The organism is Maribacter dokdonensis DSW-8, from assembly GCF_001447995.1.
GTDB classification, from domain to species: Bacteria; Bacteroidota; Bacteroidia; order Flavobacteriales; family Flavobacteriaceae; genus Maribacter; species Maribacter dokdonensis.
This window is the reverse complement of record NZ_LDPE01000002.1, coordinates 300519-319473: the sequence shown is the minus strand read 5'-3', so window position 1 is coordinate 319473 and position 18955 is coordinate 300519. Positions and strand designations below refer to the sequence as shown.

The 18955-nt window shown below is 38.2% G+C and carries 1 protein-coding gene; it reads left to right on the top strand.

What is annotated here, in order from left to right; genetic code table 11:
• The first annotated feature begins 1045 nt into the window (after window positions 1–1045).
• Complete coding sequence (locus I600_RS10935) at window positions 1046–18955, top strand: T9SS type B sorting domain-containing protein (protein ID WP_167342560.1); 17910 nt, start codon at window positions 1046–1048, stop codon at window positions 18953–18955.

Genomic DNA, 18955 nt, shown 5'->3' with positions numbered 1-18955 from the left:
GCAAAATTATATAGTGCTTAAAACCTAAAGCTTCGTAATAAAAATTCTAATAAATAATTGGCTGTAATTAGCTAAGCCTTGAAAGGGCTCAAAGCTTTTTTACTCGCTTTAAGAGAAAGTCTTTTAGAAAGACATTGCTAATATGTAGTATGAATATAACAGGCTATAAATATAGTAATTCTTATCTCGTACTCATTTGAACTTCTAAAGAATTTTTGTTTGGGTACATTAAAATAGAGGTTCAAAGGCTCAGTTTTAATAGTAGATATACAATATAATAGTTGCTCATGGCAGTGCCTTTAAAGAATTTTGATTTTAAAATGTGGGGGAGCAGCACATGGTTTGTAGTTGTAGTAAAGTGCTTGAAAACTATTAGTGCCCTACAGCTTTATATAAGCTATTTTAAAGACTGTTTTTTTTGCAGAAGACCACATTGCTTTTAAAATTGTTTAAAGCGCTTTAATGCACTCCAAATAACATTTTTCATTTTGATTTTAAGCGCCTTTTAATATCAGAAAAACAGCTAAATGTCATTAAAAAATATCTTGAAATACAATTTTTGAAACGTTTGGTTCAGATGTTTTGTGTTCATTTTTAAACATAAAATAGCATTATTTTACTCATTTAAAATTGTTGTTAGTGCATTAAAATTGAGTTAGAAATCCATGAAAAATTTACTCTAAATATAGAAAAAATGACACCGATTTTTATCCCTGAAAAAGAGGTGTTTACATAAAAAATCTGACAAAATTTTTATTAGGATTACCTCAATCGATGCATTTTTAAAGTCGTGCCTATGTGTGTATTATCGTTGAAATGCACACTTTTAGACAAAAACAAACCCATTTTATTTGCTGTTTCACAACAGAAATCATCGTTACCACAACAATAAATTCTTCACGTTACTACTAAGGTTAATATTTGTTATTGGAGAATTCCACGTGGACCGATGGGTAATCGATGTCGAGTGAAAGGAATGCTTCAACAATTTTAGGACATGACAAAGCTGACCACATTTTTAGATTTCAACAAACACATTTCTCTTATGGGAAAACATTACTCAAAATGTTTATTTTTCATTTTATTCTTGGCACTTGGTTTACAAACTGCGGTTGCTCAGGTTAAAAATGATTTTGATGTTCGTTACGAAGCGGATATTCGAGGTGAACTTACATTCATTGCTAATAACATTGTAAATAGAAGAATACCAGAGACCACAAGTAGACAATGGGTTTATAGAAATGGCAGATGGAGACGCGAAACTGTAACAATTCCTGAAGTTTCACCTAATGAACCACTTAACGCTACCGGAAGTTCTTCAGATTATAATGATAATTACGACATGCAGTATATTGATGTCGATAATGATAACAGCACATTCAGTTCTAGTAGTGCTAACTTAGAAATACCGGATGTTGATTGTTCATTGGTACGTTATGCAGGTCTTTATTGGTCAGCCGTTTATGTAAATCCAGATAGAAGTACTATTGATGATATTAAGTTTAGAACTCCAGGAGGAACTTACCAAGATATTACTGCAGATGAAATAATTTTTGATGGTAATGGTGATGTAGATTTTGGGTATTACAGCCCGTATGCAGCATATAAAGATGTCACTTCTATAGTAGCTGGTTTAGGAAATCCAAATGGAGATTACTTTGTAGCCAATGTTAGAGCTAGTACAGGCAATAGTATTTCAGGTGGTATTTCCGGTGGATGGAAAATGGTCATTGTATATGAAAACCCAAATTTACCTGGTGATAAGTTCATCACCACTTTTGATGGTTATGCAGGTGTAAAATCCGGGGAAAGTATTGACATACCAGTAAACGGATTTACAACCTTGCCAGCACCTTTTCCTGTGTATGCAAATATGGGTGTTGCTGCCTTAGAAGGTGATAATAGAATTGGTGGTGATGCTTTGCAAATTAATGCCAACGGCTCTTTTACTACATTGTCAAATGGTCAAAACCCAGCAAATAACTTTTTTAATTCAAGTATTACTCAGTTCGATGCTCAGTATACCAATAGAAACCCTAATAGTGTAAATACACTGGGTTGGGATGTCGATCTTTTTGAAATACCTAATGGTGGTGCCAGTAATACCGTAATACCTAATGGTTCTACAAGTGCTATTTTAAGGGCAAGTTCTTCACAAGATAAGTATGATATCTTCTTTACTTCTTTTGATGTCGATATTATTGCGCCAAACATTGTTTTGGAAAAAAGAGTACAAACTCCAGGCGGTGTTGACATTACAGGTCAAGGGGTAAACTTAGGTCAAACATTGGATTATGTATTGACATTTGAAAATATTGGTAATGATGATGGGGTCAACTATACCATTAGAGACGTATTGCCAGTTAACGTTTCTCCACCAGACGGACGTAGCTTTTTTAATGATACTGATTTTTCATTTCCCGCACCTATATGTACGGGAACACCTAGAACATGTTATGAAATTACGTATACCTATGATCCAGCAAGTAGGGAAATAGTTTTTAATGTTCCTGATGTTTATGTTGAGGATGAAGATGGGGAATATTCAATTATTTTTAGAGTTCAAGTTGCTGAAAACTGTTTTGACTTTATAAACGCATGTTCAGATTTAATAGAGAACTTGGCTTATAGCTCATATAGAGGTGAAAACAACTCTGCCCAAGTTACAGATGACCCAAGTGTTACAGATTTTAATTCTTGTGGATTTGTTGTTCCGGGAGCTACCAATTTCCTATTGGATGATTTGTCCGACTGTAATTTTCAAAGAACCATAGAACTTTGTGGTACAAGTACTATTTTAAATGCAGGTGATGGTTTTGATTCCTACGTATGGTATAGAGATACAAATAGTAACGGTGAAATTGATGCTACCGATATTGAAATTAATGATGGTGATCCAGATAATGACCCAAGTACACAAGTAGTAACACTTGTTGGTCAATATATAGTAGATAAAATTGTTGCCGATCCATGTAAAGGGTTTAAAGAAATTATAAATGTAGAGCCATTTGGTTCGGGTAATTTACCAAACCCTGTTACGGAATACTTTAATGAAGTAAATGGTGATGCCGACCCTAGTAATGACATACCTGGCGAAATAGTTTTCTGTTCAGATGATAGCTCTTTTTTACCTAAAATTTTCTTGTGCGGTATTAACGATACCCAACCATTGGCTGTTAATATTGTTGATGCTCAAAGTGTCACTTGGGAGATTTTGGATGAAGGTAGTTGCGGTGTTACTGTTGGTGAGGATTGTGCCAACAGGGCCCTTACTTGTTCTTGGACAGAAGTAGGTACCGGTAGTAATTATTTATTAAATGCACCAGGTGAATATAGGCTATCCGTAGTGTATCAAAATGGATGTACTAGCAGTTTCTATTTCAAAGGTTTTCAGAACAATTTAGATATAGATTTTAATAATAGGGATATTGTTTGTGATACTGATGGTAATATTACCATTACAAATATTGGAGCGGGTTACGGTTATCAATTGGTAGATAATGACACTAATAATGTTATTGTTCCATTTAGTGCTAACAACGGTCCAAGTTTTGATTTTGCTTCTGGTGAGAACGGTTCTTATAGAGTTGAGGTTACTCAATTAGATACAAACGGTGATCCAATTCAAGATGCATGTATTTTTTCAACTCCGGTTATAGGTATTAGAGAAAGAGCGGTAACATATGACGTAAGTGTAACTCCAGAGACGTGTTTCAATTTAGGTACTATTACGCTTCAGATTACAGATGCTGATTCTCCATATGATTTTGAAATAAGACTAGATGATGGCACTAACGGTGGATTGGGTACATTAGTAGATAGCCAAAATGGTCATGCAGATAATAACTATCCTTTTACAGATGTAAGTGCCGGTAATTACATCGCCTATATTTCTACAGATGATGGATGTTCTTATAGTGAAGCGGTTATTGTTTTAGATGAGAACGATTTAGAACTTACCGCTAGTGTAGACCAACATATTACTTGTGAAGATGGTATTATTTCAATGAATGCTAGTGGTGGCAACCCAGATTACTCTTATGTAATTTGGAGCTATGTTGATGAGGGAGGAGCTACGGTTACTTCTTATTCTGATTTTGCGGATATTCCTGCAACCAATTTCCAAACAGAGACTACATTCAATGTTTCTGGAGCTGGAGATTATGTTTTCTTGGTATTGGATAGAACAGGCTGTTATGTAGAATCAAATACGGTCTCTATAGAATATCACCCAACTGCAGATTTTGACCCAACTACTGTTACAGATGTACTTTGTTTTGGTGAAACTACCGGTAGAATTCAGTTTAATGTAACCAACCCTAATGGCTATACTTTAGATTTCGCATTATTTGATGATACCGATCAACCATTAGCAGATAACAGTACAGGTAGTTTTCCAAACTTGGCAGCAGGAGACTATAGAGTTGAAATTACCCAAACAAGGGGTACGGCAACTTGTATTTCAGAAGAAAGTTTTAGTATTGACGCACCAACGGCTGCAATTAGTGGTGATGCTATTTTGGTTCAAGATTATACCTGTTTACAAGAGGGTATAATTGAGGCACAAAATGTAATAGGAGGTACCGCACCATATTCATACAGTATTGACGGTATTAACTTTGTTCCCGATACGACAGCAAATGCTAATCGTTTTGAAAACTTAACAGATGGTTCTTATACCATTACTATTAGAGATGCTAATAACTGTACTTTTGTAACCAATCAAATTGTTATTGATAGACCAAATCCACCAACGGATTTAACTATTACTGAATCTCAAATTACATGTCCTGCTGGAACATCTAACTTAACTGTTAACGCAATTAATGGTACAGCACCTTACGTATATTCCATTACTGCACCTTCTGCCATTGGCCCAACAAGTACCTCAGGAAATGAGGCTGTATTTGAAGATTTGTCTCCAGATACCTATACGGTTAGAGTTACTGATGCGGATGGCTGTTTCTATGAAGAAAATTATACGATAAATGCAATCAATCCAATATCGGCTAGTGGAGCAACCACACAGCCTATTAGTTGTTTTGGAGCTGCAGACGGGGTTATTAGGTTCAATGTAAATTTCCAAGCAGGTCAAAACTTTACTTATACAATCACTGGTCCTACAGGTGTTGTTAGAACTGGTGGTACAGAAGCTGTCATTGACAACATCAACAACTTGGTTGCCGGTGTTTATACCATAGACATTGTAGATACGGATACTAACTGTACCTATTCAGAAACACATGAATTGGAAGGTCCTGCCTCGGCGTTGACCATTTCTAACCTAACTGAAACACAACCTAGTTGTATAACAGATGGTAGTGTTAGTGTAACCGCAACTGGCGGATGGGGAAGCTATGTATATGAATTGAACAATCCAGATACTTCGGTTTTTGGGTCTAACTCAACAGGTTCTTTTACAGGATTAACCCAGTCTGGTACATATAACGGTACGGTAACAGATGCTAATAACTGTAGCGTTCCGTTTACTTTTGACCTTAATCCTGCAACTGCTCCGGTATTGGTTATTACACCAAATCAAGATTGTTTTGATGATGCCGTGTTATTGACCTTGACCGCAAGTGTTTCTTCTGGTGGTGACGGTACTTTTGAATATAGTTTAAATGGCGGTCCTTTTAGTACAACCAATGTATTTTCTGATCTTTCAGCAGGAACATATACGGTTGAGGTAAGAGATGGTAATAATTGTACAGACACTGAAAGTATTACTGTAAATCCTGCACTTACGGTAACTGCAAGCGCAAGTAACATTACTGCCTGCGGCACCGATACCGATATTACTATTAGTGGTGCAGGTGGCGATGGTAATTATGTATATGCAGTAGTTGCTGACGGGGTTACCCCAAATGCTGGAGACTTTGATCCAAGTACTACGGTGACGGTTACCGGCGCAGGTAATTATGATGTTTACATAAGAGATAATAACGGTAATGCTGATTTCTGTGAATCTAATTATGACATCACTATTGACCAAGATGATCCATTAGCATTATCTATTTCTAATACAGATATACTTTGTAGTGGAGAAAATCAATCTACTTTAACAATAGTTGCTTCTGGTGGTGAGGCACCATATACCTATAGTATTAATAATGGGGCAAATTATCAAACTCCGAATACTTTTAATAACCTTGGTGCAGGTTCATACAACATTAGGGTAAGAGATGCTAACCTTTGTGAGGTAAATCAGATTTATAGCATATCAGAACCATTAAATTTATCTGCTTCGGCTGCAGTTGCGGCTTTAGTTGAATGTAATCCATCTGATGGCGCTGAGGTACGTATTACAAATGCTCAAGGTGGTAGAGCACCGTATACATACAGTTTTGATGGCGGTAATACGTATGATACTAGTGCTATTGGTTACCTTTTAGCGGGATCGCACACCGTGTATATTCAAGATGCTAACAATTGTACCTTTCCAATGGATATTACTATTGAGCAAGCACCTACACCACCAAATGTAGAATTAACGCCTAGCGTAGATTATTTATGTGATGGTACGGGTATTGTTACCATATCTGCAGATAATCCTAATCTAGAATATACTTATAGTATTGACGGAGTAGAAAACATACCAGCTAATTCTAATGTTTTTGATGCCGTATCTGTTGGTACACATACAGTTTCTGTAGATTATATAAGTAGTACACCACCATCGGTTAGTACTTTATTAGAAGAAAACTTTGGGTCTGGTGTAAATACGAGTATTTCTCAAATTGACCCTTTATATTGTTATGAACCACAGGATGGTAGCGAAAGTCTTTGCGGATTTGGGACGGATACACATATTCAGGATGGAGAATACTCTGTTACCAGTGTTATTTCAAACCCATACGGAAGCTGGTTAAGTCCTAATGATCACACAGGAATAGCTAATGGTAGATTTTTAGCAATTAATGTTGGAGGTGCTGCTGGTGTTGGTGGTATTATCTATGCTAAAAGAGGAGTGGAAATTATTCCAAATAGAGATATTACCATCTCACTTTATGCATTTAACTTGTTGCGTAATGGAACTTCGGGAGGTGACCCCACGATTGAAATAGAACTTGTAGATGCTGGGGGTAATGTAATTGCTAGCACAGCAACCGGAAATATTCCTAAAAATAATGGAATAAATGATTGGCAAAATTATAGTGTAACTCTAGATCCTGGGTCTAATTCTAATTTAGATATTGTTATTAGAACAAATTCTGCAGTAGTTAATGGAAATGACATTGCCATTGATGATATTTCAGCAACACAAACTCCAGAACAGTGTTCGCAGACAGTTACTATAGATGTTACGGTAGAAGATGGTAATGCATTTGAAGCTAGTCTTCTTTCTTCTGAGGATTTAGATTGTAATGGTGATAATTCTGGATCAATTACTTTTGAAGTAGATAACTATGGCGCAAGCGGATTTGAATATAGCTTAGATAATTTTGCTAGTATTTTAGGTAGTACAACGGTATCGCCACAAACTATATCTGGACTCTCTGCAGGTACGTATAGAGTATATGTTAGAGACGCGGCGAGTTCTTTACCTGGTTGTACAACATTTTTTGATCATACTATTAATGAACCAACAGTTGTGGTTGCTGATGCTGACCTTTCACAAGAATTTACTTGTAATAATGGCGGAGCAGAAATAACAGCGAGTGCTACAGGTGGTACTCCAGGGTATGAGTACCAATTAGAAGATACTTCTGGCGGAACAATAACTGCATATCAAACGAATACAGTGTTTAATGGCTTATCGGCAGGAACATATAATATTCGTGCTAGAGATGCCAATGGTTGTTCAGATTTAATTGACACCCCAATTGTAGTTACGGCTCCGGAAACACCAGCTTTTACATTATTGGAAACAACGTGTTATAGTGGTAGTAATGATGCAACTATTGTTGTAGATGTTACCGCCGGTAATGGTGATTATCAGTTTAGAATCAATGGAGGAGCGTTTGTTACCCCTACACCAATTGATGCAACCACATATACATTTACAGGTCTTTCAAATGGAACGTACACTATTGAGGTTACCGATGCTTATGGTTGTGATGCTCCTGCCCAAACCGTAACCATTGAACAACAAGTAACGGTCAGCGCAAGTGCAAGTACTATAACAGCTTGCGGTACCGATAGTGAAATTAATATTACAGCAGCAGGTGGTGACGGAAATTATGTTTACGCAGTAGTTGCTGATGGTGTAACGCCTACAGCGAGCGATTATTCAGCTACCAATCCGGTTACCGTTAGTGGTGCTGGGGATTATGATGTTTATGTTTTGGATAACAATGGAGCGGCAGATGCATGTCCTGCCATGTACGACATCAATATTGATCAAGATGCTCCAGTAGCTGCTGTACCAACAGTAGTAGATGTAACTTGTTTTGGTGGAAATGACGGTAGTATTTCTTTAGCCCCTAGTGGTGGTGAGGCTCCGTATACTTTTAGTATAGATGGCGGTGCAAACTTCGGGTCTGTAAGTTTATTCAATAATCTAACTGCAGGCACATATGATGTTCGAGTTAGGGATGTAAATAATTGTGAGCTAACGTTGTCTGTTGACGTAGATCAATTACCCGAAATTGTCGCTGAGAGCCAACAAACACAAGATTATACCTGTAATCAACTGGCAGAAATTTCGGTAGGTAGCATTACACCTACTGTGGGCGGTTCTGGTTTTTATCAATATAGCTTAAACGGTGGTTCTTGGACAACTGCTACTACAGGTGGTACGGTTTTCACAGGATTAACCGATGGTGCGTATACTGTGCAGGTTAGAGATGCAAATAATACAGGTTGTGTTGTTGACCTTCCAAATATTGTTATAGCTCCATTACCAACGGAACCATCTTTAAGTAGTAGTGTTACTTATAATTGTGACGGTACAGGAAATATTACAGTTCTTCCTAATGATGCTACATATACATACAGTATTGATGGCAATACGCCACAGACAAGCAATGTATTTAACAACACATCTGTTGGTCAACATACGGTTACCGTGGATTATGGTAGTGACTGTACAACAGATATTATTGTTAATGTTCAAGACGGTAATGCTTTTGAAGCTGCAATTCTATCTTTTGAAGATTTGGATTGTAATACAGATAATAGTGGTACAATTACTTTTGAAGTCGATAATTTTGGAGCTGGTGGTTATGAATATAGCTATGATAGTTCTTTTGCAACTATAGTAGGTAGTGATACCGCAACAACACATCAAATTACGGGTCTAGCTGCCGGTACTTATACTATTTATGTTAGAGACGTAGATAACCCTATTGCAGGGTGTACGGTTCCTTTAACACAAACAATAACAGAACCTGCAGCACTTGTAGTTTCAAATACACCTGTTCAACCAACATGTGATGATGATGGTTCGGTAACTATTAATGTAACCGGCGGTACTTCAGCATATTCTTATGTAATAGAACTGCCAGACGGCTCCAATACGGCTGCACAAAGCACGGGGGTATTTACAGGTTTGGATCAATTAGGTTTACATACGATAACGGTTACCGATGCAAATGGCTGTACGGAAACGGATACATTTACATTAACCGCTCCTGTAGCCCCTGTAGCGAGTATTTTACCAAGTTCATATGTATGTTTTGATTCTTCGGTTACCGGATCAGCTACTATAGAGGTAGGCGCATCAGGTGGAATGGCACCTTACACTTACAGAATTGGAACGGGTGCATATAGAGCATCGAACAGTTTTACAAGTCTTACCCCAGGTAGTTATACTTTTGAGATTAGAGATGCCAATGGTTGTACAGATACGGTAACTTTTGATGTTGAACCTCAATTAACGGCGAACCTTACCCTAACAAAAGATTTGGATTGCTCGGTATCGCCAGATGCAACTATGGATTTACAGGTTGCTGGTGGTTATGCTCCTTATACTTATGAGTTAGATGTAAATAGTGGTGGTTATACCGTTTTTACGGGAACATTCCCATATACCACTTCTACAGCAGGTACGTATAGGTTTAGAATAACTGATAATCAAGGTTGTACAGCTGTTTCTAATATAGTTACGGTTACACCAACAGTAAACCCTGTTGCAACGGAAACCGTTACCAACCCTACGTGTTTTGGAGATACCAATGGTTTCGTTGAAATCAATGTGGATCCTAACTTTGGTTCATCACCTTATGAAATTAGTTTTGCCGGCAGTGCCTTTACAAGCCAAAGGGTTTACACAGGTCTGGCCGCTGGTACTTATAATTATATAGTTAGAGATTCTAAAGAATGTACGTATAATGGCAGTGCAACTGTTGTTGATCCAGTATTGTTTGATGCAAATGTTGTAGCTACAGACGTTAGTTGTGGTCCTTCTGGTGATATTCCAGGTAGTATTGAAATTACGATTACAAGTGGTGGGGTCCCTAATTTTACATACACCCTATATGATAATCTTAATAATGTTGTTCCTACGACAGGACCAAACCCTGTGGTAAATACGACAGCAACTACGGTAACTTTTGACGGATTAGCTTTCGGAGACTACTATGTTCGTGTATTGGATGCCAATGGTTGTGAGTATTACGAGAATCCGGTTAGGGTTTTGTCTAGTCCATATTTATCGGTTGACCCGGTTTTAATGCCAGTTAGTTGTATTGCTGGTGGTACCGCTGAACTTACCGCAAGTGGAGGTTCAGGAAATTACGATTTTACTATTTATGGTACAGGTACCGCACCAGATGCTGAGGCGGCGGGTGCTACAGCTGATGAGGAAGTTGCAACGTACAACGGTCTAAACCCTGGTGCCAGTTATGTTTTTCAAGTAATCGACACGACAACAGGATGTTCTAGTTTTGTTGAAGTTGATATTCCTAATGTATCTGCTATTGATGTAGTTGCAGATCCAACGGTAACAGATGTTTCTTGTTATGGAGATACAGATGGGTCTATTTCTTTCCAGTTTGAAGAATATGATCCTAATGTAACTACTATAAATTATGAAATAAGAGAAAGCATTAGTAATACACCATTAGGTGGTGCATATTCAGGTAGTGTTACAGGTCCAATAGGTCCTGGTCCAACACCGTTGGAAACGGTTTCAAACATTCCTCCTGGAGATTACGTACTATTTTTCCAAGAAGCAGCTAGTCCTGAGTGTACAAATACTTTCGAATTTAGAATTTTAGAGCCTAATCCGGTGACTTTGACCTTGGCGGATCAAAATAACGGATACTGTTCTGAAGATGCTAATGTAACCGTAATTGCAGGCGGTGGAAATGGCTCTTATACGTATGCCTACGTTGAAAATGGTGTTTCTCCTGTTGCTGGTGATTATGTTACTAGTAACTATGCGGAATTAGACCCTTCGGTTAATACAGAGTGGGATATTTATGTGATGGACGGTAACGGTTGTTCTACGCCACTACCATTGGATGTTACTATTGCAGATGACCCAACACCGGCTATTTCTGGTGTCGTAATCAACCAATGTACGGCAGATGAAGGTGACTTTATTATAGAAATTACCTTGGACGGAGAAGGTATTCAACCTTATACTTTGAGTATTAATAGCGGTTCTTACCAATCATCTACGTTGACCACTGCAGGCTCAACACATCAGTTTACAGATTTAAGTTCTGGAAATTACACCGTTCAAGTTCGTGATTTTAACGGTTGTGGAAATGTAGAGACGATCGAAATTTTTGCGCCTACTTCTATTTCGGCAGAAGTTACTACCCAACCTTCATGTATGGAAGGCGATGGAGAAATAGTAATTACGGCATATGGTGGATCTACATTCTATGAATATGAATTATTCGATAATGGCGGAGTTAGTGTAACTGGAAGCCCTCAACCTTCACCTATTTTTACAGGATTGGATTCAGGCATTTATACTGCTCATGTTTATGATACGGTTTTGGGTGGTTGTACTGCACAAACAGACGTAGAATTAGAGTTGGCAACCCCTGTTTTATTTACGACAGATATAACAGATGTAACTTGTTTTGGAGCAACAGATGGTTCTATAGTGGCCATTTTAGGTGCATCTATGGATAACCCACCGTACGTTTATCAATTATTTATTGAAACTGCACCTTCAGTGTTAACTCCTGCAAGTGCCCCTCAAACAACAGGAACATTTACCAATTTAGCTGCAAATGATGATTACGTGGTTAGGGTAACCTCTGGTCGTGGTTGTGAATTAGAGGTAGATAGTCCTGTAGGTACTCCGTTACAAATTGCAAATGTAAATGCAGACGTTGTTGAATTTGGTTGTACAGCTGGTAACAATTCAAATAATGCAACAATAACCGTGGATACGGCAGCAATTACAGGAGGTAGCAATACCTATGTAACTTACGAATTTATTGATAGCAGCTCTGCTGTTGTTCAGTCTGGATCATCTAATGTTTTAACGGTTACCGATAGAACGGGTGAAACATATACCATCAATGTTTATGATGATAATGGATGTTCCGGTAGCACTACGGCTACTGTGCTTCCGTATGACGAATTAACAGGAGCAACGGCCGCTGTGACCAATACGGTTACGTGTACGCCTGGTGCTGATGGTGAAATTACCGTAACGGTAACTTCTACAGCTAGTGATAGTTCTAAATACGAGTATAGTATTGATAATGGTGTTACATACCTTTCTACTAATGTTTTTGGCGGATTGTCTGCTGGAAACCATAACTTCTTGATAAGACATACAGATACGGGTTGTATTATAACTGCTTCGGCTAGAATTGAAGAGCCAAACACGTTTACGATTGATGTTGTTAAAACAAGTGATGTTATTTGCTTTGGAACAGATACCGGTGAAGTAACTTTTGAATTGATAGATGCTACATACAGCACAGGTTTTGATTGGGAAATCTTCCGTACTGATAATACTTCTGTTCTTAGTGGTTCTGAAGCTGCGAACGGTCCTACACCAATAATTAATTTAGGTGTTGGTGAATACTATGTTTCTATTTCACAAACCAACAATCCATTCTGTACCAATGTTGAATTTTTCAATATTGCAGGTCCAGATGCAGCTATTACGGGTAATACAGTAGTAACTGATATTACTTGTGTACCAGGAAATGATGGTACCATAACCATTACCGATGTTGATGGTGGATGGGGTGGCTACACCTATTATGTTGGCACAAGTGCTCCTGCAACTACAGATTTCGTAGCTAACGCTACTTTTGATTCGTTACCTGCTGGTACATACCAAGCTTGGGTTCGTGATGCTGAAGGTTGTGAGCAATTAATACAAGATAATATTGTGCTTGATGTTCCAGACCCAATTGCGGCAACATTAGCAGTAAACATAGAGAATTGTACAAACTTACAGGGAGAAATAGAAGTTAGTGTACCAACCGGCGGTCAAGGAAGTAACTATACCTACCAATTGGTAATGGATGGGTCTAATTTCCGTGCTCCGCAGAACACTAGAGTTTTCTCAGGTTTAGGAGCCGGAGCATATGAAGTGATCATTACAGATCAATGGGGATGTACATTTACAACTGCTCCAGTAGAATTATACGAACAGTTAAGTGCAACTACTACGGTAGACAAAGCTATTGATTGTACGGGTACACCAGGTGGTACTATCACTATCAATGTAACCGGTGGTTCATCAAACCTAGAGTTTATAATGACACCTCCAACAGGTGCTGCGGTTACGCAAACCAATAATGCAACATTTACGGACTTAACCATTGATGGAACGTATAGTTTCTTAATAAGAGATTTAGATACTACAAATCCTGTTTGTGAAATTACGGTAACGCAAGAGTTGGCTCCTGCTATTCAACCTGTTTTTACAGATTCGCATATAGATATTACTTGTTTTGGAGCTAACGATGGGTCAATCACTTTGACACAAGTTGAAAACGGAGTAAATCCGTTAACATTTACGATATCTCCAGTAGCAGGAACATTCAATGCAAGTAACAATACATTTGAAGGCTTACCTCCAAATACATACGTTGTAACGGCAACAGGAACTAACGGTTGTACTACGGCATCAGGTAACATTGTAATAGACGAACCTGCAGTAATATCGAACATAGATACTACAGTTGTAGAATTCGGTTGTACTGCTGGTAATAATCCTAACAATGCTACAATTACAGTTGACGAGACTGCCATTACCGGTGGTAGCGGTAACTATGTAATCTATGAATTTGTGGATAGCAGTTCGGCTGTGGTACAATCTGGTGCATCAAATGTATTAGTGGTTACAAATAGAGCTGGTGATACTTATACCATCAATGTTTATGATGACAAGGGTTGTTCTGGTAGCGCAACAGCTACTGTTCTTCCTTTTGATGAAATTACCGATATAGACGCTTCGGTTTCAAATACGGTTACATGTGCTCCTGGTAGCGATGGCGAAATTACGGTAGTGGTGACATCTACTTTAAGCGACCCAACTAGGTTTCAATATAGCATTGATAATGGTGCTAACTACCAAACTTCTAACGTTTTCGGTAGTTTGTCTGCGGGATCGTATACGATATTGGCAAGACATATTGATACGGGTTGTGTGGTTTCTGTTGCAGAAACTATAGAAGAGCCAAACACATTTACTATCGATGTTGTTAAAACAAGTGATGTAATTTGTTTTGGAACCAATACAGGTGCTGTGAACTTTGAATTAGTTGATGCAACCTACCCTGGCGGATTTACTTGGACTATTTATGACACTGAGGGAACATTAGCAGATACTAGTGATGATACGGTTGTTATTTCTGGTTCAGAAGCAACAACAAATGGACCTACAGCAGATATTGACTTATTTGCAGGTAGTTACTATGTTTCTATTACACAAGACAACAACCCGTTCTGTACAAATACAGAAGCGTTCACTATTAACGGTCCTACAGCTGATATCAGCGGATCTACGGTAGTAACTGATATTACATGTGTACCAGGAAATGATGGTTCAATTACCATTACCGATGTTGAAGGTGGTTGGGGTGGTTATACGTATTTTGTTGGTACAAGCGCTCCTGCAACTACAGATTTCGTAACTAACGCTACTTTTGATTTGTTACCTGCTGGTACTTACCAAGCATGGGCTCGTGACGCTGAAGGTTGTGAGCGATTAATTCAAGACAATATTGTACTTGATGTTCCAGACCCAATAGCAGCAACATTAGATGTAAACATAGAGAACTGCACCAACTTACAAGGAGAAATTGAAGTAAGTGTGCCTACTGGCGGTCAAGGAAGTAATTATACATACCAATTAAGATTAAACGGTACTGATTTCCGTGCACCACAAAACACTAGAGTATTCTCAGGTCTTGGTGCTGGTAGTTATGATGTTACTATTATAGACCAATGGGGCTGTACTTTTACAACTAATGCGGTGGTACTTTATGAACAAATGGATGTTTCTACGACAGTAGATAAGTCTATTGATTGTACGGTGACTCCGGGTGGAGAAATAACGGTTAATGTAACCGGTGGTTCAACAAACCTTGAGTTTGAAATGAATACTCCATTAGGTTCTGTGGTAACTCAAACAACAGGTGTGTTTACAAACTTAACAGAGGCTGGAACATATACTTTTGTGGTTAGGGATTTAGATACGACAAATCCAGTTTGTGAAAGAACGGTAACTCAAGTTCTAGATGCTCCAGTAGACCCTGTATTATTAGATGCAACTATTGTTAATGTAAGTTGTTTTGGGGATAGTAACGGTAGTATTAGAGCCAATATTGATCCGGCAACAGATGATAATCCTATTTATCAATATGAATTATATGATATTGCAGATTTGGTAACGCCAATTGTGCCAGCTCAAAACGATCCGTTGTTTACAGGTTTAGCTGCAGGAGAATACCAAGTAAGAGTAATTTCTAGTAGAGGCTGTGATGCTGTTAAGAATGAAACCATTACTCAACCAACGCAATTAACCGTTTCTGCAACAGCAACAGAATTTAGTTGTGCGGCAGATAATAGTGTAAATACTGCGACTATAACAGCTACGGCTGGTACAGGTACAGGAACCGCACCATACCTATACAGTATTGATAATGTTATTTTCCAAGCGTCAAATACATTCAATGTTACGGACGATGGAAGCGTACAAACCATAGATGTTTACGTAAAAGATGCCAATGGTTGTACCACTTTCGATACCGTTACAATTCAACCTATAAATACATTTACGGCTACAGTAGCTCAAGATGTCGTAATTACATGTACAAACGATGAGAGAATAACAATTTCAGTAGTTGATAATGGTTTGGCACATAACTATGGTTATGAATTGTTACCAATTGGTAATGCCACAGGTACTTTGGTTAGTACAACAGCAACATCTGCAACTTACGATTTAAATACTGTTGGTTCCTATGTATTTAGAGTTACAGATTTAGATACGGGTTGTTATGTTAATACGGAAAGTTATACGATTGCTCCGTTCGATTTTATAACTGCTACGGCAACGGCTATAACAGAAGTTACATGTTTTGGTGATACCAATGGAAGTTTGGAAATTGATATTGACGGGTATACCGGAAATTACACTTATGAAGTGTTCAACGCCGCAGGAGCATCGGTTATAGCAGCAACTGCTTCGGATACCAGTGTTAATCCAAGAACAATAACAGGATTATCCGGTGGTAGCTACTATGTTACCATTACAGAAACAGATGTTCCCTTTTGTTCTGAAGATACAAATATGGTGACAATAATTTCTCCGGATAGACCACTGAGCGGTGTGATAACGCCTTTGGCAGAAGCTACTTGTACAGATGATCAAGGGGTTATTAGAGTTGAAATAGAGGGCGGCTATAGTCCTTATGATATCGTATTGACCAACACTACAACTGGTGATGTTTATACCATGGACGATGTAAATGAAGGAGTCTTTACAGATTTAGCTGCGGGTGCTTTCACAATAAGCATTACCGATGATGCCGGATGTATTGTAAATTATACTGAAACATTAACGCCAGCAACACCTATAGTGGCTAATGCAACTCCGCTTGTAACAGACCTAGCTTGTTACGGTGATACAGGAGCGGTTGTAACTGCAAATGTAACAGGTGGCGGTAGTGGAAATTATAGCTATCAGTTGAATTTCTATAATGAAACCGGTACTACGATTACTACAACGACTGGTGTTCAAACCAATCCTAATTTTACGGATCTAGGCGCAGGTTTCTATAGCGTTACCGTAGTCGATGGGTGGAACTGTGATACCACAACAAATGTTGTTGAGGTAAGAGAGCCAACAGAAGTACAGGCAAGTTTAATTAGAACAGATGCATTGACCTGTACTACTGGTGCTGAGTTTGAACTTACTGCCACAGGTGGAAGCGGAACATATGAGTATAGCGTTGATAACGTCAACTTCTTGCCTATGACCAGTAATCCGTTAGGGCTACCTGAAACAGGTATGTATCCTGCCGGTAGATATCAATTCTATGTACGTGATGCTATTAACGGTTGTGAGTCTGCAGTTTCAAATGCAATTACAGAAAGTGAGATTCCTGCTTTAGAATTAACGGTTGATACCTCTGCTGCGGTACTGAACTGTACAGGTGAAAGCACGGCTATCATTTATGCAACTGCAGATGGCGGATTAGGTAACTACCAATATGAGTTGTTTACAGATAGTTCTTTAAGCGTAGCTTCTAGAATTGCCGGTCCACAATCTCAAGGTGTGTTTAGAGATTTGGGAGCAGGTACGTATTATGTAACTGTAGTTAGTGATGATTGTACAACAACACCAAAAGAGGTTATTATTGTAGAACCTACACCTCTTTCTTATACAGACAATGTTGTTGATATTACTTGTGAAGGAGAGAACAACGGTGAAATAACGGTTACATTATCTGGTGGAGCAGGTGGTTATCAATATGCAATTTCACCAAATCTGAACCAATTCTATGATGAAAACACGTTTACAGAATTGGGTCCTGGAGAGTATACTGTTATAGCTCAAGACCAAAATGGTTGTTTTGAATACTTAACGTATACTATTTCTGAACCATCAAGTTTGGTTGTTGAAGTAGAGACTACACCGGAAATTTGTGTTGATAGTCAAGATGGTACTATAATTCTTGATATCTCAGGAGGTACGGCACCATATAGTACAGCGTTGAATTCTAATAGCGATGAAGATTTTGTACTGAACAGAACTGAATTCTATGATATGGCAGCAGGTAATTACATCATTGTAATTAAAGATGCCAATGGTTGTGATACCAATGTTGTAGTTGATATTGAATCGGGAGTAAACCTTAATGCAACGGTAATTCCTGTTTACGAATGTTCGGGTAATGTGCCAGATAATTTTGTGAACATCACATTAGAAGATGATAGTGTAATTGGAGATGTGTTATACGCAATAGATTCTGTGGACCCTGCAGATCTTCAATTGAATCCTGATTTTAGAAACTCGGCACCGGGCAACCATTACATTACTATTGCCCATGCTAACGGGTGTTTTGTAACTATTGATTTTGTAATTGAGGATTTTGAGCCATTGACTCTAGCATTGGAACAAAATAACATGAACGAAATAACAGCTGTTGTTGAAGGTGGTAGAGAAGGTTACACCTATTATTTTGATGGAATAGATAATGGCGATAGCAATACCTTCTATATCACTAGAACAGATACCTATGAAGTTCGTGTAGTTGATGAGAATGGATGCTCAAGGGTAGCAAATATATTTATGGAGTTTATAGACGTGGAAATACCTAATTTCTTTACCCCAGATGGAGATGGGCAGAACGATTTATGGATCCCAAGAAATATTGAGCAATACCCAGAAATACTAATAAAAATATTTGATCGTTATGGTAGAGTGGTTTCTGAACAATCTGTTGATTCTGAAGGTTGGGACGGAACATATTTAGACAATGAATTGCCAACGGGAGACTACTGGTACGTAGTTAAACTAAATGGCGATAGAGACGAAAGAGAATTTGTTGGACACTTTACCCTATACCGTTAA

Bases quoted from the DNA above. Each gene is read 5' to 3' on its own strand.
- I600_RS10935 (WP_167342560.1), top strand. From the start codon at position 1,046: ATGGGAAAACATTACTCAAAATGTTTATTTTTCATTTTATTCTTGGCA.